General features: G+C 68.5%; 14 protein-coding genes and 2 tRNA genes. 12 read left to right on the top strand and 4 right to left on the bottom strand.

Going from position 1 to position 21712, the window contains the following annotated elements:
- Positions 1-78 precede the first annotated feature (78 nt).
- Complete coding sequence (locus tag EV379_RS14835; protein ID WP_130506815.1) at positions 79-1557, top strand: peptidoglycan DD-metalloendopeptidase family protein; 1479 nt, start codon at positions 79-81, stop codon at positions 1555-1557.
- Positions 1558-1673: 116 nt separating this feature from the next.
- Here the strand turns inward: EV379_RS14835 and EV379_RS14830 are convergent, their stop codons facing one another.
- Positions 1674-3377 carry a glycoside hydrolase family 13 protein gene (locus EV379_RS14830; RefSeq protein WP_242616398.1) on the bottom strand — a complete coding sequence of 568 codons (1704 nt, stop codon included), beginning with the start codon at positions 3375-3377 and terminating at the stop codon, positions 1674-1676.
- A gap of 300 nt (positions 3378-3677) precedes the next feature.
- Here EV379_RS14830 and EV379_RS14825 point away from each other — a divergent pair, with 300 nt between their 5' ends.
- The 7 genes from EV379_RS14825 to EV379_RS14795 all read left to right on the top strand — a co-directional run bounded on the left by EV379_RS14825 (position 3678) and on the right by EV379_RS14795 (position 11352).
- Entirely contained in the window at positions 3678-4919 is a 1242-nt protein-coding gene (locus EV379_RS14825) for a sugar ABC transporter substrate-binding protein (protein WP_130506813.1), read from the top strand.
- Between the two features lie 79 nt (positions 4920-4998).
- Entirely contained in the window at positions 4999-6636 is a 1638-nt protein-coding gene (locus EV379_RS14820) for an ABC transporter permease subunit (RefSeq protein WP_130506812.1), read from the top strand.
- Positions 6636-7580 (top strand): sugar ABC transporter permease, encoded by a 945-nt coding sequence (locus EV379_RS14815; protein WP_130506811.1) that lies wholly within the window; start codon positions 6636-6638, stop codon positions 7578-7580. Before EV379_RS14820 ends, EV379_RS14815 begins: the two co-directional genes overlap by 1 nt.
- An 84-nt stretch (positions 7581-7664) precedes the next feature.
- On the top strand, positions 7665-9629 hold the full coding sequence (locus tag EV379_RS14810) for a glycoside hydrolase family 13 protein (protein WP_130506810.1): 1965 nt from the start codon (positions 7665-7667) through the stop codon (positions 9627-9629).
- A gap of 79 nt (positions 9630-9708) precedes the next feature.
- A tRNA-Thr gene (locus EV379_RS14805) sits at positions 9709-9780 on the top strand.
- Between the two features lie 27 nt (positions 9781-9807).
- A tRNA-Met gene (locus EV379_RS14800) sits at positions 9808-9881 on the top strand.
- A 400-nt stretch (positions 9882-10281) separates the two neighbouring features.
- Complete coding sequence (locus tag EV379_RS14795) at positions 10282-11352, top strand: LacI family DNA-binding transcriptional regulator (RefSeq protein ID WP_130506809.1); 1071 nt, start codon at positions 10282-10284, stop codon at positions 11350-11352.
- A 16-nt stretch (positions 11353-11368) separates the two neighbouring features.
- Here the strand turns inward: EV379_RS14795 and EV379_RS14790 are convergent, their stop codons facing one another.
- Together EV379_RS14790 and EV379_RS14785 are read right to left on the bottom strand one after the other, a co-directional pair.
- Positions 11369-12790, bottom strand: coding sequence for a hypothetical protein (locus EV379_RS14790; protein WP_130506808.1), 1422 nt, complete (start codon positions 12788-12790; stop codon positions 11369-11371).
- Positions 12787-14931 (bottom strand): alpha-galactosidase, encoded by a 2145-nt coding sequence (locus EV379_RS14785; protein WP_130506807.1) that lies wholly within the window; start codon positions 14929-14931, stop codon positions 12787-12789. The genes EV379_RS14790 and EV379_RS14785 overlap by 4 nt, the downstream gene beginning before the upstream one ends.
- A gap of 104 nt (positions 14932-15035) precedes the next feature.
- On the opposite strand from EV379_RS14785, the gene EV379_RS14780 reads away from it, so the two are divergent.
- The 4 genes from EV379_RS14780 (at position 15036) to EV379_RS14765 (ending at position 19965) form a co-directional block, all read left to right on the top strand.
- Complete coding sequence (locus EV379_RS14780; RefSeq protein ID WP_130506806.1) at positions 15036-16379, top strand: ABC transporter substrate-binding protein; 1344 nt, start codon at positions 15036-15038, stop codon at positions 16377-16379.
- 61 nt (positions 16380-16440) lie between these two features.
- Positions 16441-17373, top strand: coding sequence for a carbohydrate ABC transporter permease (locus EV379_RS14775; protein ID WP_207226268.1), 933 nt, complete (start codon positions 16441-16443; stop codon positions 17371-17373).
- A complete protein-coding gene (locus EV379_RS14770; RefSeq protein WP_130506805.1) occupies positions 17373-18218 on the top strand; it encodes a carbohydrate ABC transporter permease in 846 nt (281 codons plus the stop codon). Before EV379_RS14775 ends, EV379_RS14770 begins: the two co-directional genes overlap by 1 nt.
- Positions 18219-18228: 10 nt before the next feature.
- A complete protein-coding gene (locus tag EV379_RS14765; RefSeq protein WP_130506804.1) occupies positions 18229-19965 on the top strand; it encodes a glycoside hydrolase family 36 protein in 1737 nt (578 codons plus the stop codon).
- A 36-nt stretch (positions 19966-20001) separates the two neighbouring features.
- Here EV379_RS14765 and EV379_RS14760 read toward each other — a convergent pair whose 3' ends face one another.
- A complete protein-coding gene (locus EV379_RS14760; protein WP_130506803.1) occupies positions 20002-21708 on the bottom strand; it encodes a cation:proton antiporter in 1707 nt (568 codons plus the stop codon).
- Positions 21709-21712 lie beyond the last annotated feature (4 nt).

Below are 21712 nucleotides of genomic sequence, written 5' to 3'. Positions count from 1 at the left end.
TTATGAATTCGTTACTTTGGCGAGGCCAGGGTGATCACCTCATATTTGTCTTGAACACCTCGCTGAAAGTCCCCCACTTTGCTTGCTGACACCACTGCCCCAGACGCCCCTGCGTCCGGCACTGGTGTACCGGTTCAGCCGGGTGCCGCCGATGCAGATCGCCCGCTGACGCGGCGCGAGATCCGTGAGCGGGAACGCGCGATCGAGCTCGCCGCACAGACGCCGCTCGCGACCCCGCCGGCCGAGCAGCAGCCGGCAGAGCCGAGTGGCCTGACCGCGACCGCCGTTCTGCCGATCGTTCCTGAGGTGCCGACTCGCACCGCCGTCATCCCGATCGCGACCCAGATCTCGCAGCAGCCGGAGCCGGCTCCCCGCACGGCGGCCTCGTACTCGGCGCTGCTCGAGTCGCTGGTGCTGCCGACGCCGGAGGCCGCTCCGCTGGCCACCGCGCAGTCGTTCGCCACGGCCTCCCAGGCCTCCATCAGCATCCCGACGGCTGAGCAGCCGCCCGCCGTTGCCACCGAGTTCGGCTCCTCGGATGCCCCGGCCCTGCGCCGTTCGCGCCGCGCCGCCTCCGTCGACTTCGACATCGCGCCGACTCCCACGGTTTCCGCCGACTTCGGCGGCGAAGCGGGCACGCCCCGTGCGAGCTGGGGCCTCGGCCCCATGGTCGCGGACGTGTCGCCGCGTACCGCGCCCGTCCCCGGACCGCGCCGCCGCAGCACTGCCGCACCCGCCGACTCCGACGCGACTCCCTCTGCGCCGTCCGCTTCTGCACCGTCCGCTCAGGCTCAGGCTCAGGCTCCAGCAGCTCCTGCGTCGAACAAGGCGAGCGCGCTGCGTCCGCTCGGGCGCCGTATCGTCGCGAAGACCTCCGTCGTCGTCGCGATGGGCTTCGTCGCTCTCATGGCCGTTGCTACCTCCGTTCCTGCCGAGGCGCTGCTGACGGCCGACGACGTCAAGGCCGCGACCCTCCTCGCGCAGAGTTCGAGCAGCAACGAGCCCGGCCAGTCCATCGTCGCCAGCGGGGACTCGATCACCGTGCAGACGGACGGCTACGAGACCTCCACGATCGCTGAGGCGGCGGCCGCCAGCGGCATCCGCATGGAAGCCACCTTCGTCAACAACCCGGCCGGCAGCGTGCAGTGGCCGTTCCTCGTCGGCGTCCACGTCGGCGACCGCTTCGGCTACCGCGACTGCGCGGGCTGTTCAAGCAACCACGGCGGCCAGGACTTCAACCCCGGTCTCGGCGCCGAGATCCAGTCGATCGCCGACGGCGTCGTGACGCTCGCCGAGGACGGCGAGGGCAGCCTCGGTGTGCACATGATGATCGAGCACCAGATCAACGGCGAGACCATCACCAGCGTCTACGCACACATGCAGCACGGCACGATGCGGTACAGCGTCGGCGACGTCGTCAAGGTCGGCGACGTCATCGGCAACACGGGCAACACCGGCATGAGCACGGGCCCGCACCTGCACTTCGAGATCCGCCTGGGCGGCATCAACGGCACCAAGGTCGACCCGCTCGACTGGCTGTACGCCAACACCAACTAGCCACGCCGGCTGTCTCTTCTCGCTTCCGCATACCGGATGCCGCGGTATCCGCACGCCAAAAAGTGCTCAGGATCCGCGAATCCTGAGCACTTCTTGGCGAGTGAATCGGGTCCTCGCTAGGCGGACAGCCAGACGGTCGTGTCGGCCGGGAGTGTGAGCGCGTCGGCGCCGTCGAGCGGGCCGCTCGCGAGCAGCACCGTCGAACCGAGGGCGGTCGGCAGCTGCACGGGGGCCGAGCCTGTGTTGCCGATCACGGTGACGCCACCATTGCGGAACGCGACGAGGTCAGCGGATGCGGTGCCGAGCTCGTCGGCTCCGAGCCATTCCAGGGTGCCGGATGCCAGACCGAGCTCGCGGCGCAGGCGCAGTGCGAGCTTGTACAGCTCGAGCGTCGACCCCTCAACGCCGGACTGCTTGTCGCGGGCGAGCTCCGCCCACTCGGCCGGCTGCGGCAGCCACGAGGCCGTGCCCGGACCGAAGCCGTAGGACGGCGAGGTGCCCTCCCAGGGCAGCGGGACGCGGCATCCGTCGCGGCCGTAGCGCTCACCGTCGGTGCGGAACCAGGTCGGGTCCTGGCGGGCGTCGTCCGGCAGGTCGATGACCTCAGGCAGGCCGAGCTCCTCGCCCTGGTAGATGTATGCGCTGCCCGGCAGGGCGAGCATCAGCGCGGTGGCCGCGCGGGCACGGCGCAGGCCGAGCTCCGCGATCGGCAGGCCTTTGGACTTCGGCCCGATACCGTGCCCCTGCGGGTTCTCGGCCGTGAGCGCGAGGCGGGAGGCGTGGCGCACCACATCGTGGTTCGAGAGCACCCACGTGCTCGGGGCGCCGACCGAGGCGAAGGTGGCCAGGGAGTCGTCGATCACGCGGCGGAGGGCATCGGCCTTCCACGGTGTCTCGAGGTAGGCGAAGTTGAACGCCTGGTGCATCTCGTCTGGGCGCACCCACAGCGCGGTGCGCGGCAGCGGGTCGACCCAGGCCTCGGCGGCCAGGATCCGCTCGCCCGGGTACTCCTCGAGCAGCTTGCGCCAGTCGCGGTAGATCTCGTGAACGCCGTCCTGCGCCCAGTACGGTGCGCTCGGCAGCTCGTCGAGCGCGCCCTCGTTGAGGCCCTCCAGGCCGGCGGCGCCGCCCATGCTGCCGCCCTCGGCCGGCGGCGTGTAGTCGGGCAGTCCGTCGGCCTTGACCAGGCCGTGGGCGACATCGACCCGAAATCCGTCGACGCCGCGGTCGAGCCAGAAGCGCAGGATGCGGCGGAACTCCTCGCGCACCTCCTCGTTGCTCCAGTCGAAGTCGGGCTGGGAGCTGTCGAAGAGGTGCAGGTACCACTGGCCTGCGCTGCCGTCCGGGTTGGTCACCCGCGTCCAGGCGCGGCCGCCGAAGACCGACTCCCAGTTGTTCGGTGGCAGGTCGCCGTTCTCGCCGCTGCCGTCGCGGAACAGGTAACGGGCACGCTCTGCGCTGCCCTCGGCCGCCGCGAGCGCCTCGACGAACCAGGGGTGCTGATCGGAGGAGTGGTTCGGCACGAGGTCGACGATCACGCGGATGCCGCGGGCGTGTGCCTCGGCGAGCATCTCGTCGAAGTCGGCCAGGCTGCCGAACAGCGGGTCGACGTCGCAGTAGTCGGCGACGTCGTAGCCGGCGTCGCGCTGGGGGGAGGTCTGGAACGGGGAGAGCCAGATGGCGTCGATGCCCAGTTCGGCCAGGGCCGGCATCCGCGAGGTGATGCCGGCGAGGTCGCCCATGCCGTCGCCGTTCGCGTCTGCGAAGGAGCGTGGGTAAATCTGGTAAATCGCGGCAGTGCGCCACCACTCTGTAGTCATGACGGAAACCATACGACGATTCGCCGCGAAATGAAAGCGGTTACACAACGGCGGCGCGTCACTGCCACCGCTTGCATTGAAAACTGGCCAGCATCCATGCGTAACGTTCTGATCACGGCGAGTTGTGATTGCAAGAATGAACGGGTATACATGTAATCGCTTGCATGATTGTCGAGGTCATCCGACCGCGTCGCGATCGCAGCACATCGAGAGAACGGCCTTTCGGGCGTTGCGATGCACCACGGGTGTGATCGAGGCGGCTGCGAGGTCAACTCACAGCGCTTAACGAAAGGCACACCAATGATGGTGAAGAAGAAGGGCTTGCTGGCTGCCCTCGCAGTCGCGGCCGTTGCAACGCTCTCCCTGGCAGGCTGCGCGAGCGGCGACACGAGCGCGGGCTCAAGCGACAAGCCCAGCGCCTCCGCCGGGACGCTGACCGTGTGGGTCGACGCCGAGCGCGTCGACGCGCTGAAGGGTGCCGCCGCCGCGTACACCGAGAAGACCGGCGTCGAGGTCAAGCTCGTCTCCAAGGACAACAGCACCACCAAGAACGACTTCATCCAGCAGGTTCCGACCGGCAAGGGCCCCGACATCGTCATGGGCGCGCACGACTGGGCCGGCGAGCTGTCCGCCAACGGCGTCGTCGCACCGCTGGAGCTCGGCGACAGCGCCGCAGACTACCTGCCCGTCGCGATCGACGCAGCCACCTACGAGGGCTCGGTGTACCTGCTGCCCTACGCCGTTGAGAACATCGCCGTTCTGCGCAACGCCGACATCATCCCGGAGCCGGCAGCCAACTTCGACGACATGATCGCCAAGGGCAAGGCCGCCGGCCTCGCCCAGCCGTTCGTCGTCGAGCAGGGCGCAGAGGGCAACCCCTACCACCTGTACCCGTTCCAGACCGCGTTCGGCGCCCCCGTCTTCGGCACCAACGACCAGGGCTACGACCCCGCAGACCTGCAGATCGGTAACGCGGGCGGCGAGCAGTTCGCCACCTGGCTCGGCAGCCAGGGCAAGAACGGCACCGGCGTCTTCAACACCGACATCGACGGTGACATCGCCAAGCAGTCCTTCCTCGACGGAACCGCGGCCTTCTGGCTGACCGGCCCGTGGAACGTCGGCGCCGCCGTCGACGCCGGCATCAACGTCGCCATCGACCCCGTGCCGAGCCCGACCGCCGAGATCGCCTCGCCGTTCGCCGGTGTCAAGGGCTTCTACCTCTCGTCCGAGTCGAAGAACAAGGTTGCCGCCAACGACTTCCTCGTCAACTACATCGGAACCGAAGACGTGCAGCTCGAGCTGTTCAAGGCCGGCAACGTGCTGCCAGCACTGACCGCAGCCGCCGAGGCCGCATCCTCCGACCCGATCATCGCCGGCTTCGCCGCCGTCGGTGACCAGGCCGTTCCGATGCCGGCCATCCCGGCCATGGGTGCCGTGTGGCAGTACTGGGGCATCGCCGAGGCCGCCATCATCAACGGTGCCGACCCCGTCGCGACGTGGCAGAAGCTCGCCGCCGACGTCCAGGCCGCAATCAACAAGTAACACCCCGAGATTCCGGGGCGGATGCCGCTGGCATCCGCCCCGGAATTTCTGACGTGAGCGCGAGAAGAGCAGGCAACGAATGAGTAGCACGACCGAGAACGTCTCCACCGGCCGCGAGGCCGTGCTGGAGGAGCCACCGAAGCTGACCCCGAAGCAGCGCAGGGCGTCGAACATCGCCGACGCGGCATCCGGCGGCATCCGCGTGATCCTCGTCAAGATCGTTGCGCTCGGCCTGCTCGACGCCCTCGCCCTGACGGCGATCTTCATCCTGCTCGGCCAGCGTGAGTGGCTCGTGATCGGCATCGTCGTCGTCGCGACGGGACTCATCAACTGGGTCTACCTCGGCAAGCGCAAGCTGCCGGCCAAGTACCTCACTCCCGGCGTGATCTTCCTGCTGATCTTCCAGGTCTTCGTGCTCGGATACACCGCCTACATCGGCTTCACCAACTACGGGACCGGCCACAACGGCACCAAGGACCAGGCCGTCTCCGCGCTGATGAGCTCCGCTCTCGAGCGCGTCGAGGACTCGCCGACCTACGCCGTGACGGTGCTCGAGCGAGCGGGAACGCTCAACCTGCTCGTCACCGATCCCGACGGCGAGGTGAGCGTCGGCAACGCCGAGACGCCGCTGAGCCCCGTCGACAACGCCGAGTTCGATGGCGACAAGGCCGTCGCGCTCGACGGCTACGAGACCCTCAGCTTCCAGGAGATCCTCGCCGAGAGCGACGCGATCACCGCTCTCTCCGTGCCGGCATCCGAAGACCCCAACGACGGCGCACTGCGCACGCCGGACGGCAGCAGCGGCTACCTCTACGTCTCGACCCTCGAGTACGACGAGGCCGCCGGCACCATGACCGACACCACGACCGGCACCGTCTACACCGACAACGGCACGGGTGCATTCACGGCGGATGACGGCGAGCAGCTGCTCCCCGGCTGGCAGATCGTCGTCGGAGCCGACAACTTCGTGCGCGCGCTCACCGACGAGAGCATCCGCGGACCGCTCGTCTACGTGACGATCTGGACCTTCGTCTTCGCCATCGTCTCGGTCGCGACCACCTTCTTCCTCGGGCTCTTCCTCGCCATCGTCTTCAACGACATGCGCATGCGCGGCCGCAAGTTCTACCGCGTGCTGATGATCCTGCCGTACGCCTTCCCCTCCTTCCTCTCCGCGCTCGTCTGGGCCGGCATGATGAACGAGAGCTTCGGCTTCATCAACCAGGTGCTGCTCGGCGGGGCCGATGTGCCCTGGCTGACGGATCCGACGCTGGCGAAGGTGTCGATCCTGATCGTCAACCTCTGGCTCGGATTCCCCTACATGTTCCTCGTCTGCACGGGGGCGCTGCAGTCGATCCCGGAGGAGCTGCAAGAGGCGGCCACCGTCGACGGGGCGAGGCCATGGGCGGTGTTCCGGCTGATCAAGCTGCCGCTGCTGCTCGTCTCGGTCGCGCCGCTGTTGATCGCCTCCTTCGCGTTCAACTTCAACAACTTCAACCTGATCTACATGTTGACCAACGGCGGGCCGCGCGACGCGAGCGCACCGATCCCCGTCGGCTACACCGACATCCTCATCTCGATGGTCTACAAGGTGGCGTTCACCGGGGAGACGCGTGACTACGGTCTGGCCAGCGCCTTCTCGATCATCATCTTCGCCATCGTCGCGATCATCGCGATCATCAGCTTCCGCAGGACCAAGGCGCTGGAGGACCTCAACTAATGAACGCCACCACAACATCCGGCCGGCTCGATGACACGTCCACCCGCGCGGTGACGACCGGAGACGCCCGCGTCTTCGAGCGCCGCCCGTTCAAGCTCGGCCGCTGGTTCCGCGCGACAGGCTGGCGCCACGTCGTCGGCATCGTCATGATCGTCTTCTCATGCTTCCCGCTGCTGTTCGTGCTCTCGAGCTCGCTCAACCCGCAGGGCACACTGACCGGCTCGAACGCCCTGTTCTCGGCCGTCGGCCTCGACAGCTACGTGCGCATCCTCACGAGCCCGGACATCCCGTACACGAACTGGTTCGCCAACACCCTGATCGTGGCAGGCATCACCGCCATCGCCACCGTGTTCCTCGGCGCGCTCGCCGCGTACTCCTTCTCGCGCATGCGCTTCACCGGCCGCCGCTTCGGGCTGATCTCGATCGTGATCATCCAGATGTTCCCGCAGCTGCTGGCCGTCGTGGCCATCTTCCTGCTGATGTCACGCATCGGCGACTGGTTCCCCGCGCTCGGCCTCAACACCCACCTCGGCCTCATCATGGTCTACCTGGGTGGCGCGCTCGGCGTGAACACCTATCTGATGTACGGCTTCTTCAACACGGTGCCGGCATCGATCGACGAGGCGGCCAAGATCGACGGGGCAGGGCACGCCCGCATCTTCTTCACGATCATCCTCCGCCTGGTCGCCCCGATCCTCGCTGTCGTGGCGCTGCTGAGCTTCATCGGCACCGTCAACGAGTACGTGGTGGCATCCGTGATCTTGATCGACCCGGAGCAGCAGACGCTCGCCGTCGGACTCACCAAGCTCGTCTCCAACCCGCGCTACGCCGACTGGAGCGCGTTCAGCGCCGGCGCCGTGATGGCGGCGCTGCCGGTGATGGCGCTGTTCCTGTTCCTGCAGAAGTACATCGTGGGCGGGCTGACGGCCGGATCGGTCAAGTAACGCGGGCCACGCAACCCAGGCCACCTGAGCAGGATCGGCGCGGTGGCGGGGTCGCCCGTCACCGCAGAAGCGGAGAATAGGCAGATGCTCGCACCCCACCACGACGGTTCCCCGCTGCACGTCTCGACGCAGACGCCCGCGCTCGGCGAGGAGGTGAGCGTGCGGCTGCGAGTGCCAGCAGGCGATCGGGGGCTCGCGGCGCTCGGCCTGGCTGCGCTCGACGCGGTGAGCGTGCGTTCGAACCCCAACCACGAGCCGCGGTTCGCGCCGGCCGTGCTGCTCGGCGAGCGGGACGGCTGGGAATGGTGGGAGGCCGGGGTCGAGGTCGAGAACCCGGTGCACGGCTACCGCTTCCTACTGCAGGGGCAGGCCGCAGGGGGCTCAGGCCCGCGCCAGCTCTGGCTGAACGCCGAGGGGCTGCACGACACCGAGACCCGCGACAGCGAGGACTTCAAGCTCGTCGCCAGCGCGCCGGAGATGCGGCCTCCGGCGTGGCTCGCCTCCAGCGTGCTCTACCAGGTGTTCCCCGACCGCTTCGCGCGCTCCGCCGCGGCCGACGACCGCTCGCTGCCGGAGTGGGCGATTCCAGCGGCCTGGGGTGCTCCGCTCGACCCGAACCCACCCGGCCGCAGCGCCCAGTTCTTCGGGGGAGACCTCGACGGCGTGCGCGAGCACCTCGACCACCTCGACGCGCTCGGCGTGAACCTGCTCTACCTCACGCCCGTCTTCGCTGGCCGCTCCAACCACCGCTACGACGCGCTGAGCTTCGACGCGGTCGACCCGCTGCTGGGCGGCGACGATGCCCTTGTGCGCCTGGTCGAGGCGGCGCACACCCGCGGCATCCGCGTGATCGGCGACCTCACCAGCAACCACTCCGGCGATGCGCACGAGTGGTTCAGGGCCGCGCGCCACCACCCGGAGGCGCCGGAGAGTGACTTCTACTACTGGCGGGATGCCGACAACGACGGCTACGAGTCCTGGCTCGGTGTGCCCAGCCTGCCCAAGTTCAACTGGGCGTCCCGCGAGCTGCGCCGGCGCTTCATCGAAGGGCAGGACTCGGTCGTCGCCCGCTGGCTGAAGCCGCCGTTCAACCTCGACGGCTGGCGCATCGACGTGGCCAACATGACGGGCAGGCTCGGTGCGGAAGACCTGAACGCCGAGGTGCGCCAGACGATCCGGCGCACCATGGCGGAGGTGAACCCCGACACGATCCTGTTGGGGGAGTCGACCAATGACGCCGCGAGCGACTTCCAGGGCGACGCCTGGCACGGGGCCATGACCTACGCGCCGTTCACGCGGCCCCTGTGGAGCTGGCTCATGCAGCCGGGAAGCCGGGCGGCCGGCGGCATCGGTTTCGCCGCCGCTCAGGTTCCCGCGCACACCGGGGTGCAGTTCTTCGAGGCGCACAACCGCTTCGTCGCCGGATTCCCGTGGCGCACCCGCCTCGGCACGCTCAACGCACTTGACACGCACGACACGCCCCGCTTCCTCACCAGTGCGCTGCCCGGGACGGTCCCGGTGGCGTTCGGGCTCGCGGCGACGCTGCCCGGTATCCCCGTGGTCTTCGCCGGCGACGAGTTCGGTCTCGTCGGTGAGGACGGCGAGGCCTCGCGCACGCCGATCCCGTGGCAGCGCCTTGACGAGGACCCCTCCCGCTGGTCGAGTGGCGAGGACCGGGCGTATCGAGACCTCGCTCGCGACACCACCGCGCTCTACGCCGCGCTGATCGCCGTGCGACGCAGCCAGCCGGCCCTGAACGGCGGCGGCATCCGCTGGCTGCACGTCGGCGACGACGTGCTGGTCTTCGTGCGCGAGTCCGCGGAAAATTCTGTGCTTGTTGCGGCCGGGCGTGGCGACTTCACCGTGACGATTCCGGCGGCGGCGCTCGCCACCGCGTTCACCGGCGCGGATGCCCCACTGCCCTTATTTGGCGCGGAAGTTGACGGTTTCGGCGGCGTTCAGCTCGCGGCATCCGACGACGGAATCACGCTCAGCGCGACCGGCCCGCGGTTCGCGGCGTGGGCGCATTCGGGCGTCGAGAGCCCGTGATGGTCACGGGCGCCCAAATCTTTTGATATTCTCTACTGGTTGCCAAATTCACCGTGAGCTTCACGGAGAACATGGTTTCGCCCCGATAGCTCAGTGGTAGAGCACTTCCATGGTAAGGAAGGGGTCCCGGGTTCAAATCCCGGTCGGGGCCCTGGCTTTGTGTTCACATAGAGCCCACGGCTGAGTAGCTCAGATGGTTAGAGCGCACGACTCATAATCGTGAGGTCGCGGGATCGATCCCCGCCTCAGCTACAGGGTCTAGGCCCTATGAAGCTCCAAGATCTCGCCGTCTTGGAGCTTTTTCATTTGTGCCCGGCGCACCGCGGATGCCGGGGCTGCTGTGTCGGCCGAGCCGCTCAGGGCTTCGCGGGCGTCGCTGCTCCTTCGTCGCGGCGCCGCTCGCTCGAGCCAGCGTGCGAAAGCGCGTGCGGCGCGCGGAGCCGTTGGTTGAGCCTGTCGAAACCACGCCAGCATCGCATTCCGTCGCGAGGTTTCCTTGGTGTGGGCTGCCGCCTTTCGCGACGCTGCGCGTCGCGCCCGAAGCCGAGTTCCGGCCGTGGTCGGGCGTCGCGGATGCCGGGGCATGCCCCCAGTGCGGGCGCGAGTCGAGTGTCGGCGGCCACCGCCGGATTTTTCGACCAGAATGATCGGTATGACCGACGCGAGTGTCTCGAAGCTTCCTGACGGGCGAACCCCGCGCCCGGGGAAGAAGACGCGCTCGCCTGCCGGTTCGGTCAAGCTCTCCGAGGTGGCGACGCTCGCCGGGGTCAGCGAGGCGACGGTCAGCCGGGTGCTCAACCGCAAGTACGGGGTCTCACCGAACACGCGCGAGCAGGTCGAGGAAGCCCTGCGCCAGATCGGCTACGAGCGCCCGCGCAAGGGCGAGATCGTGCTGGTCCTCGTGCCCGGTCTTGCGACGCCGTTCTTCGGCGAGATGTGCAACGCCATCGAGGCCGATCTCAGCCCGCACGGGCTGCGCGCCGTCATCGGGCCTGTGCTGCCCGGCTCGGTCTACGAGCGCGACTACGTCGAAGCCTTCGTGGACACCGGCATCGCCGCCGCCATCTTCCTCTCCTCCAGCAACACGCTGCAGAACGCCGACGATTCCGCGCGCGAGTTGCTGGAATCCCGTGGCGTGCCCTACCTCTGCGTCAACGGCGGCTTCGCCGAGGGCGATGCCCCCGTGATCTCCACCGACGACTGGCGCGCGGCCGAGCTCGCCGTCGACCACCTCTACGAACTCGGCCACCGCCGGATCGGCATGTGCGCGGGGCCGCTCGGCAACACCCCGGCCGACCGCAGGGTCGAGGGATTCCTGAACTCCATGGACGCCCGCGGCATCGAGGGGGCGGAAGACCTCGTCGTCCGCTACCACTACAGCGTGGACGGCGGTCGCTACGCGGCCGACGCGCTGCTCGACCTCGACGTGACCGCGATCGTCGCATCGAGCGATGACATGGCGCTCGGCGCGATCCGTGCGATCACCCGGCGCGGGCTCCGCGTTCCGGAGGACGTCTCCGTCATCGGCTACAACAACTCCTCGATCCTGGAGTTCACCGACCCGCCGCTGTCGAGCGTCGCCCAGCCCGTCGAGCACCTCGCCCAGGCCTGTGCCCGCACCCTCGTCACCATGATCCAGAACCGCCCGGTGCGCACGGACGAGATGCTGATGGAGCCCACCTTCCACGCCAGGCAGTCCACCGCGCCGGTGCGCCCCGCCTGAGCGGAGTGCCCGGCCGCTAGCCGGCGGGCAGCGTCATCCGCTCGCCCGGCGCGACGGTGACGGATGCCGCTGGCGCGGTCGCGCGGTCGAGGTGCGGGTCCTGGAAGCCGGGCTCGGCCGCGGCGAGCTGCCAGCGGATCGGCTCGGAGGTGCCGTTCCGCAGCCACAGGCCACCCGTGGTCGTTCCGGTGTCGATCGTGCCGACGTCGATCGTGCCGTCGCCGAACGGCACGTCGAAGGCCGCGAGCCTGGACATGCCGGTCGGGAGCGCCACGCGGGTCGTGACCGTGTGCCCGGCCGCGTTCGGCTGCAGCCCGAGCAGCCCGATGATCTGGGCGACGAGCGTGAACGGCACCTCGGGGTAGCTGCCGTTCAGGCCCTGCTGCGGCACCTCGTGGGCGTCGTCCCGGATGGCGTAGATGTGGCGCATCCACCGCCACGCCGTGTCTGCATCGCCGTGACGCAGGTAGAGGTCGGGCACGTACGTGAGCGCCTCGATGATCGCCGGAGCCCCGACGGGGTCGGCGCAGAGGTGGTCGATTTCGCGCAGCAGCGCCTCCGCGCGCTGGTCGTCGGCGAAGAGGCCCTTGAGCGGCATGAACCACGTCGTCTCCCGCCCCCACGTGGTGACGGGGTCGCCGTCGACGGTCCAGCCGTTCACGATGGCCCCGGCCTCGCCTCGACTCCACGTGTGCAGGAAGTAGGCGGCGAGCCCCCGCGCCGTGCGCTCGTAGCGCTCGGCCTCCTCGGTGGCGCCGCCGGCGCGCTCCAGCGCCGCGGCATGGAGGGTGGCGGCGTACTGGGCGCCGAAGGCATCCCCGGCCTCGCGGAAACGCGCCGTCGGATGCTCGTTGTAGCTCGCCGCGCCGTCGAAGATGCCCAGCCCGCTGCCCTCGGCGACCCCGTTGGGGCGGTGCGTGTCATGGGCCTCGACGAAGGCGCCGAGGGTGTTGCGCCAGAAGGCGCGGTGCCCCAGCAGCTCGGCGTCACCCGTCCAGCGGTACAGCGTGTGCACGAGTTCGACCAGCTCGAAGATCGCCGGCAGCTCGCGCACGAACTCGTGCGGCCCGCGATAGTCGATGGCGAGCGGAGTCTCGCCGTCGAAGTTGAGCGCCCACACCGGCCAGCCGCCGTGCTCCGGCGTCGCCGTGGCCAGCAGGGCGCTCAACATGGCCGCATTGTGCCGCTGCCAGCCGAGCAGCTGAGCACCGACGGCCTGGTGGGCGAAGTCGCGCAGATAGTAGCCGCTGCGGTGGGCATAGCCGGCGCGGTAACTTGCCCGGTACGGCGCGTGCCGGAACGGGCCGGGATTCGCCTCCGAGACGTCCAGCGGCCCGCTCTCGCCGTCGGCGATCAGGGAGACGGCCGCCGTGCGCTTCGCCCAGGTGAAGATCTGCTCGATCTCCTGGTTGTCGGACTCGATCCGGATGCCACTCACTGCCCGATCACCTCGATGAGTGCTGCCTCCTGCGGGCGGAGGGCCGGCATCGGCAGGCCGATCCACATGAGCACCGATCCTGGGCAGCCGATCTCCTCGTTCCACCATGCCGGCTGTGCACGGGTGGACGTCGGGTCGTCAGCGCCCTCCACGCGCACGCGAGCCACGCGGTAGAGCCGCTCCGGGTCGAGGCCCGCCAGCCGCAGAGCCGGGCCCGGGATGTGCGGAGGGGAGTCGATGGCGGCGAGGGTGACGATGGCGTGGCCGGCATCGTCGGAGACGATGCTCTGAGCGACGTGGGCGTGCTCGGTCTCCAGACGGTGCAGCGTTCCACGTTCGATCAGGGGGGCGAGCCGCTTCACCTGGCCGATCCACGCGGTGAGCTCCGCCAGCTCAGCAGCCGAGGCCTCGCGGAGATCCCATTCGACGCCGAAACTGCCGACGAGCGCCGTGACCGCGCGGAAGGTGAGCGAGCTGTGCCGCCCCGTTACGTGTGCGCGGGCCGCGCCGACGTGCGATCCGAGCAGCTCCGGCGGCATCAGCAGGCTCGTCCAGCGCTGGATCCGCTGACGCTCGAGTGGATCATTCGAGTCGGAGGTCCAGAAGCGGTCGACGCGTTCGACGATGCCGAGGTCGATGCGCCCGCCGCCGGCTGAGCACGACTCGATCTCCAGCCACGGGCACGCAGCGCGGATCTCGTCGATGAGCCGGTAGCTGGCCAGCGTCTGGGCGTGCACGCCCGCGACGCCGGTGCTGCGATCGACCGGCTCGAGCAGATCGCGGTTGTGGTCCCACTTGATGTAGTCGATGCGGTGTTCGGTGACGAGACCGACGATTCGGTCCCGCAGCGAGGCGTAGGCGTCCGGGTGCGCCGTGTTCAGCACCAGCTGCTGCCTGGCCAGCGGGGCGTCGCGGTGCACCGGCGAGAGGATCCAGTCGGGGTGGGCGCGGGCGAGCTCCGAATCCGGGTTGACCATCTCTGGCTCGAACCAGATGCCGAACTGCATCCCGAGGCCGCGCACGTGGTCGACGAGCGGGGCGAGGCCGTCCGGCCAGACGCTCTCGTCGACGAGCCAGTCCCCGAGTCCTGCCCGGTCATGGCGGCGGCCGAGGAACCAGCCGTCGTCGAGCACGAAGCGCTCGACGCCGACCCGCTCGGCGAGATCGGCGAGTTCGAGCAGTGGCGGCAGGGAGTGGTCGAAGTAGACGGCCTCCCAGGTGTTGAGGGTGACGGGGCGACCGATGGGCGGGTGCGACGGTCGTGCACGGAGCGTGGAGTGAATGCGCGCGGATGCCGCATCGAGCCCATCGCCGTGGCTCGCGTAGATCCACGGGCTCGAGTACTCCTGGCCGGGCCGCAGGGTGATCTCGCCCGCGTGCAGCAGCTCGCCGGCGCCGAGGAAGCCGCGCCCGCCGTTCGTGCGCTCAGCCCACACGCGCTGATTGCCCGACCAGGCGTTGTGGATCGCCCACACCTCGCCGCGGCCGAAGTCGAAGCCGGGCGTCCCCGCGACGAGCAGCGTCGCGGCATCCGGCCCGGTCCGTCCACGGCGATTCTCACGGAGGTGCGTTCCGTCAACGAGGGTGCTGCGCTGCGGACGGCGCTCGCCGTTGTGCCTGCCGGAGAAGTCGAGCAGCTCGGTGGCGCGGCCGGGGATGGGGAGCGCGAGATCGAGGCCGGCGAGCGAGTAGTCGTCCTCCCCGTCGTTGCGCACGGCGGCCCGGGTGCGCAGGACCCCGCTCGGCAGGAGTTCGATCTCGAGCGCCACGGAGAGCCGCCCGGAGACGTCGACGCCGCGTGCGGTGACGCGTTCTGCGGCATCCGGCGTCTCGGCCGGCGTGTGCTCGGAGACGACGTGCTGCACATCGGCGAAGGAGCCGCGGCCGGCGCGGTGCCCCGCGATGCCTGGAAAGCCCATCCAGCCCTGCTTGGCCTCCGGCAGCACGCCGATCGACAGCGGCACATCGGGCTCGCTCACCGCCCGGACCGGGCGGCTGTCTGTGGCGATCCGCTCCAGGGCCGCGTCATCCACCGGCCCGAGTGCCGCTCCCCAGTATGCGATCACGGGCAAGGCTCCCGGCTCCGCCGTGACGACGACACTCACTCCGGCGGCTGTCAGATGCGTTGCGGACGACCTCATGGTTGCTCCCTTGCAATTTTGCAGAAAAAGGCTGCATATATACTTGTACCATGTTACTCTCGGTACATCGCGCCCCCCGCGATCACCAAGAAAGGACCTGAACAATGATGTTCTCGAAGACAAAGCCATGGCGCCGCGTCGCGATTGCAACCGTCGCCGCAGCGACAGTTGCCACTCTGGTCGGCTGCTCGGCTCAGGCCGATGAGCCCCAGACCGATGGAGAAATCTCGGGCAAGATCACCGTCTGGACGTGGAATGCTCCCGGCGAGGGTCTCCGCGCAGCGATCCCCGCCTTCCAGGAGCTCCACCCGGACGTCGAGATCGACGTGCAGGATGTCGGCAACCCCGCCATCTGGGAGAAGATCACCACCGGCATGGCCGCAGGAGGCAGCGGTCTCGCCGACGTGCTCAACATCGGTATCGACTACATGGGCAACTATGCAGAGAAGTTCCCCGACCAGCTCGTCGACCTTCGCGACTTCGGCGCGGACGAGCTCGCCGCGGAGTTCCCCGCCGGTGCCTGGAAGAGCGGTTCCGGTGCAGACGGCCAGGTCTACGGCATCCCGTACGAGGTCAACGCAGCCGGCTTCTTCTTCCGCAAGGACCTCTTCGAGGCGGCCGGCCTGGAATACGCGGGAATCGAGACCTGGGACGACCTCCTCGACGCCGGTGTCGTGCTCAAGGAGAAGACCGGCGCATCGCTGTTCAGCATGGACAAGGCCGGCACGGTCGGAGACTCGGCCGGACTGTTCGAGCTCCTGATCAACCTGCAGGGAGCCTTCTACTTCAACGCCGATGGTGAGATCACCATGAACGGTGAGGAGGGCGTCCGCGCGCTCGAGATCATCAAGAAGGCGAACGACCTCGGCCTCGTCGAGGACGTGCCAGGCACCTGGGACAACCTGCTCATCACACTCCGTGGCGAGCGCGACGTCGCAACGTCCTCCTCCGGCGGTTGGTTGAGCGGCGTGATCGAGAGCGAAGCGCCAGACATGGCAGGCAAGTGGGGCGTCAGCCCGCCCAAGGCCGTCACCTCCGGTGGTCTGACCGGTGCCGTCAACGGTGGAACCTACCTCTCCGTGCCGAGCTCCAGCCCGAACCAGGCAACCGCATGGGCGTTCATCAACTTCGCCCTCGGAACGCTCGAGGGCCAGCAGCTCGTTTACGACGGCGGCGGAATGTTCCCCGGCTTCGCTCCGATGCTCGAGTCGCCCGGATTCGTCGCCCCGAACGAGTACTTCGGCGGCACCGAGGTGAACCAGATCTTCATCGACGAGCTCAACCAGGACACCCCGGTTGTGAACTACACGAGCGACTACGCCCGTGCGCTGAAGGCCTATGTCGACGCCCAGACCCGGGTTCTGCTCCAGGGAGCTGACCCGCAGACGGAGCTGGACGCGGCGGCCGAGCAGGTTGCACAGGCCACCGGCCGGACACTGGCCGAGTAGCAGCAGTCGAACCAGGGTGCGCCGGCCGATGGCCGGCGCACCCGTGTACAAGGCAATGACGATGACAACTGCTCTCAAGACCCCGGTGCCGACGCGCGCCGAGAAGGCGCAGGCGCCCAAACGCCGACGCTCATCGGCCGGGTACCCGCGGATCACCCCCTACCTGTTCCTGTTGCCGATGATCCTGCTGTTCGTCGGCTTCAAGCTCTATCCGTACATCTCGGCGTTCTGGCTGAGCCTGACGAAGAACGTCGGCGGCGACGTGCAATTCGCAGGGCTCGCGAACTACACGCGCCTCCTGCAGGACCCGCTGTTCTTCACCGCGCTCGGCAACACCGGGATCATCCTGCTCGTGCAGGTGCCGATCATGCTCGTGCTCGCGATCCTGCTGGCCGTCGCCTTCAACTCGGCGATCCTGAAGTGGCGCGCATTCTGGCGCACCTCCTACTTCGTGCCGATCGTGATGGGCCTTGTCGCCTACGGAATTCTGTTCCGGGCGCTGCTCAACACGAACGAGGGCTTCGTCAACTACCTGATCGGCTTCATCGGCATCGGGCCGATCCCGTGGCTCGGCGACCCGATGTGGGCGAAGGTCTCCATCGTCATCGCGATGACCTGGCACTACACCGGTCAGAACGCCATCATCTACCTCGCCCAGATGCAGTCCATCGGCGGCGAGCTCTACGAGGCCGCGCACGTCGACGGCGCCAGCGCATTCCAGCGCTTCTGGCACGTGACACTGCCAGGACTCCGCCCGGCGATCGTGCTCACCGTCATCCTCTCGACGATCGGCACCCTGCAGCTCTTCGACGAGCCATACGTGCTCACCAACGGCGGGCCGGACAATGCGACGCTCACGGTCGGCATGTACCTGTACCAGAACGGTTTCAAGTACTTCGACTTCGGCTACGCCTCGGCAATCGGCTACGCGCTGACCATCATCATCGGCGTCATCTCGCTGATCCAACTGCGTCTGTTCAAGGAGAAGTCCTGATGACGGACACCAATATCGTCGCGGCCAAGAGCCGCGGGCGCTCGCTCGTGCTGACCACGGCCATCGCCGCCGGCGCCGTTCTGATGGTGCTGCCGTTCTACTGGCTGCTGATCGCGACCACCTACGACGCGAAGGAGATCTTCTCCACGCCGCCGCACTTCCTGCCTGGAACGGCGTTCGTCGACAACTTCGTCGGGCTGTTCCGGGACACGCTGTTCGGGCGGGCCATGGTCAACTCCGTGCTCGTCTCTGCCACCTACACGGTGCTCGGGCTCGTCGTCTGCACCGCGGCCGGCTACGCCTTCGCGAAGTTCCGGTTCCGTGGCCAGGGCTTCCTGTTCGGCGCGGTGCTGGTGACCCTGGCGCTGCCGTCACAGGTGACGCTCGTTCCGTTGTTCCAGATCATGGTCTCGCTCGGCTGGCTCGACAGCTACCAGGCGCTGATACTGCCGAACCTCGCACTGCCATTCGGAATCTTCCTGATGCGGCAGACGATGTACGCAATCCCCGACGAGATGATCCAGGCCGCGCGCATCGACGGTGCCAACGAGTTCCGCGTTTTCGCGGGCATCGTGGTCCCGACGATCCGCCCCGCGATCGCGGCGCTGGCGATCTTCCTCTTCCTCGCGCAGTGGAACGACTTCGTCTACCCGCTCGTGGTGCTGCGCACCCCCGAGTCCTACACCGTGCCCGTTGCCCTGGCCTCGTTGCAGGGCATCGGAACCACCGACTACGGGCAACTGCTGATGGGCACCATGCTGTCGATGCTGCCCGTGCTCATCCTCTTCCTCTTTCTCCAACGTCACTTCGTCGCAGGCATTCTGGCCGGCGCCGTGAAGCAGTAAGGACCCCCCAGTGCTACTTGAAGACCACCAGCTCCAGTCCATCCAGTGGACGGAGCTCTCCCGAGGCATCAGCTTCGGCGTCGACGGGGGGTGTCTCGTCGAGGCCGTCGAGCGCCTCGGACTCGTCGACATCGTCACCGTGAGCATCGTGCCAGGCGGGCAGATCGTGCTCGAGGCCCCGCTCGGCAACGCCGCTGCGTACTGGCACCCCTGCTTCGACCCCGGAGACTCCCTCCCGGCCGACTGGGCCGGTCGCGAACGCTTCAGTGCCGTGCGTTCCGCACCGATCGGCGTGCTCGTCGACGCGAACGGCCAGAGCAGTTTCGCCTTCTCCTTCGACTGCCTGACCCAGGAGGGTGAGATCGAGTTCGGTGCGTCGGAGGAGGCGAAGACCTTCGTCGTGCGCCTGGCCATCACCGACGGCCTCGCCGCCGCGCGCAGCACGGTTCGACTCGCCGTCGTCGCCCCCGAGCTCGCCCACGAGCAGGCCGTGCGCGAGCTCTCGGTGCTCCTGCACGACGGCATCGCCGGCCGCCAGGCCAGCGAGATCGCCCGCGAGCCCGTCTACTCGAGCTGGTACGCGTACTCGCAGCAGATCTCGCACGACGTCATCATGCGCAACGCGTCCGTCGCGAGCGGGATCGGCTGCAAGTCGGTGTTCCTCGACGACGGCTGGCAGAAGTTCGGCGACGGCCGGTGGTACGCCGGCTGCGGTGACTGGGTGCCGGACACCGCGAAGTTCCCCGACCTGCGTGGCACGGTCGCCGAGCTGAACGCAGCCGGCCTGCAGGCCGTGATGTGGATCGCCCCCTTCCTGATCGGTGAGCAGAGCGCCGCCTACTCCGGCCTCGCCCGCTACGCGACCCACTACTCCGAGCACCTGCGCACCTGGGTGCTCGACCCGCGCCACCGCGAGGTGCGCGAGCACCTGGTGGCCGTGTGCACCCGCCTGATGCGGGACTACGCGCTCGACGGGCTGAAGATCGACTTCCTGAACGACGTCATGAACTACGCCGGAACGCCATCGACCGGTGACGTCCCGGACGTCGGCGACGCCATGACGCTGGTGCTGAGCGAGATCGCGCAGGCGCTTGAGAGCGTGCGCCCCGGTTCGCTGATCGAGTTCCGTCAGCCGTACATCTCGCCGGCCGTCGCACCGTTCGCCGACGTCATCCGGGCCAACGACTGCCCGGCGGATGCCGACCAGAACCGTCGCTCGACGCTGAACCTGCGGTTGCTCGCGATCTCCCAGGTGGTCCACTCCGACCCCATCATGTGGGACCCGAGCGCGCCGGTCGAGGCCGTGTCCAGGCAGCTGCTCAACGTGTTCTTCTCCGTTCCGCAGATCTCGATGCCGTTGGACGTGCTGCCCGAGGCCCACCGTGCGCGGGCCGCTGAGCTGCTGACGCAGTGGCGAGCGCTGCGCGATGTGCTGCTCGGCGGCGAGCTCAGTGTCGGGCTTCCCAATGAGGGCTACCCCGTCGTCTCCTCGCGCCTCGGCTCGACGCTCGTCGTCGCCGCCTACCAGCCGCGTCTGCTCGACCTCGACCTCGAGGGCGTCAGCGAGCTCGTGATCCTGAACTCGACGGCGTCCAGCGCACTGCCGTACACAGTGTTCGGCGACGTTCCCCCGGTCGGCTCCGCGCTGGCCGAGGGTGAGACCGCTGCCCGCGTTGTCGAGTTCGCCGAGCGCGGCTTCGTCGAGGTGCCGGCCTGGGGCATCACCCGCATCACGCTCGGCGCATAGCCGGCCCTCGCGCGTTCTGGTCCGCGACCCGGCGGATCAGAACGCGTCGAAGCGTGATTCCTCGATGTCGAGCAGACGCTGCACGGCGGTGATCGCCTCCGAGCTGAAGCTGCCGAGGGCGCGGGCGTCGAGCAGTTCGGCCCTCGCCGTCTCACGCATCCGCTCGTCGAGGATGAGCATCTGCGATCGGGCATCGATCTGGCTCGCGGCGTCCTCGGCGATCTCGGTCCGCGCCGGCCTCTCGTAGCGGGCGCGGAGCCCGGCGACGATGGCCGGATCGACGGCGGTTCCGTCGATCCGTGTCTTCTCCGGGTCGTCGAGCACGGCAACGGCCGCCCGGTTCACGGTTTCAAGCAGCTCGCGGATCTCCTGCATCCGGGCCTCCTCTCCGGTCCCGGTGATCTTCGTTCTGCGGATGACGATCGGCAGTGTTCCACCGAGCCCGAACAGCGTCACGACCGCGACGACGAAGGCGACGAGGATCAGCGTGCTGCGGAACGGCGTCTCCGCCGGCAGCGACTGGGCCGCGGCGAGCGTCACAACGCCGCGCATGCCCGCCCACGAGATCACGAGGCTCTCGCGCCACTGCAGACCTTCTGCCCGGTAGAAGTCGCTGTCGGCTTCGTGCTTGCTGACCCGGCGTTGCAGGCCGCGCTTGCGTCGCGCCTGGCTCGGCGTCTCCGCCGGGGTTGCGTCGATGACCTCGCGCACCTCGTCCAGGTGCCTGTCGCTGGCCTCGACGGATCTGCGCTCCCAGCGCCGCAACACCGCGAGCTGCGGGATGACGAAGAGGAAGCGCACGACGACGACCGTCGCGGTGAGCACCAGCCCGAGCAGCACGGCGAACGGCACGCCACCGGGGGAGCCTGCGACGTCCTCGACGAAGGCGTGCAGCTCGAGGCCCATCAGCAGGAACACGGCGTGCTCGAGGATGAACTGCACCGTTGCCCAGTTGGTGTGATCGCTGATGCGCTGGTTCGCGGCGAAGCGGCTGGCGCCGCGGTGGCCGGTGACGAGTCCGGCCGTGACGACGGCGATCACGCCGGAGGCCCCGAAGTGCTCCGCCGGCACGAAGGCGATGAATGGGATCGCGAAGGAGATGGTTGTCGTCACCACCGGCTCGCTGATCCGTGCCCTGATCCACACGGTGACGAAGCCCACCACGAGTCCGATACCGATGGCGAGCGCGGTCGCGTAGACGAAGTCGGCCGCAACGCCAAGGAGGGTGACGGTGCCGGCCGTGGCGGCGAGCGCCGACCGCAGCAGCACCAGCGCGCTCGCGTCGTTGACGAGGCTCTCGCCCTCGAGCACGGCGACGAGTCGGTTCGGCAGGCCGAGCCGCTTGGCGATCGACGTGGCGGCGACGGCATCCGTCGGGCTGATGACGGCGCCGAGGGCGATCGCGGCTGCAAGTCCGAGACCGGGCAGCAGCAGCAGGAGCACCAGGCCGCTGATCACCGCCGTCACGATGACGAGCGTCACCGAGAGGCCCGTGATCGCGCGGAGGTTGCGCCGAAAGTCGGTGAACGGCACGTTCACGGCGGAGGAGTAGAGCAGCAGCGGCAGGACACCGGCCAGGATCCACTCCGGGTCGATGTCCACAGGGGGGACGCCGGGGATGTAGCCGATGCCGATGCCGATGACGAGCAGGAGCAGCACGGAGGCGATCCCGGTCTTCTTGCCGAGCACCGCGGCGCCGACGATCAAGGCGACAGCGATGACGACGAGCACGATCGGTTCCATGGGG

This window comes from Microterricola gilva, from assembly GCF_004217495.1.
Taxonomy (GTDB): domain Bacteria; phylum Actinomycetota; class Actinomycetes; order Actinomycetales; family Microbacteriaceae; genus Microterricola; species Microterricola gilva.
This window is presented reverse-complemented; position numbering and strand designations above follow the sequence as displayed.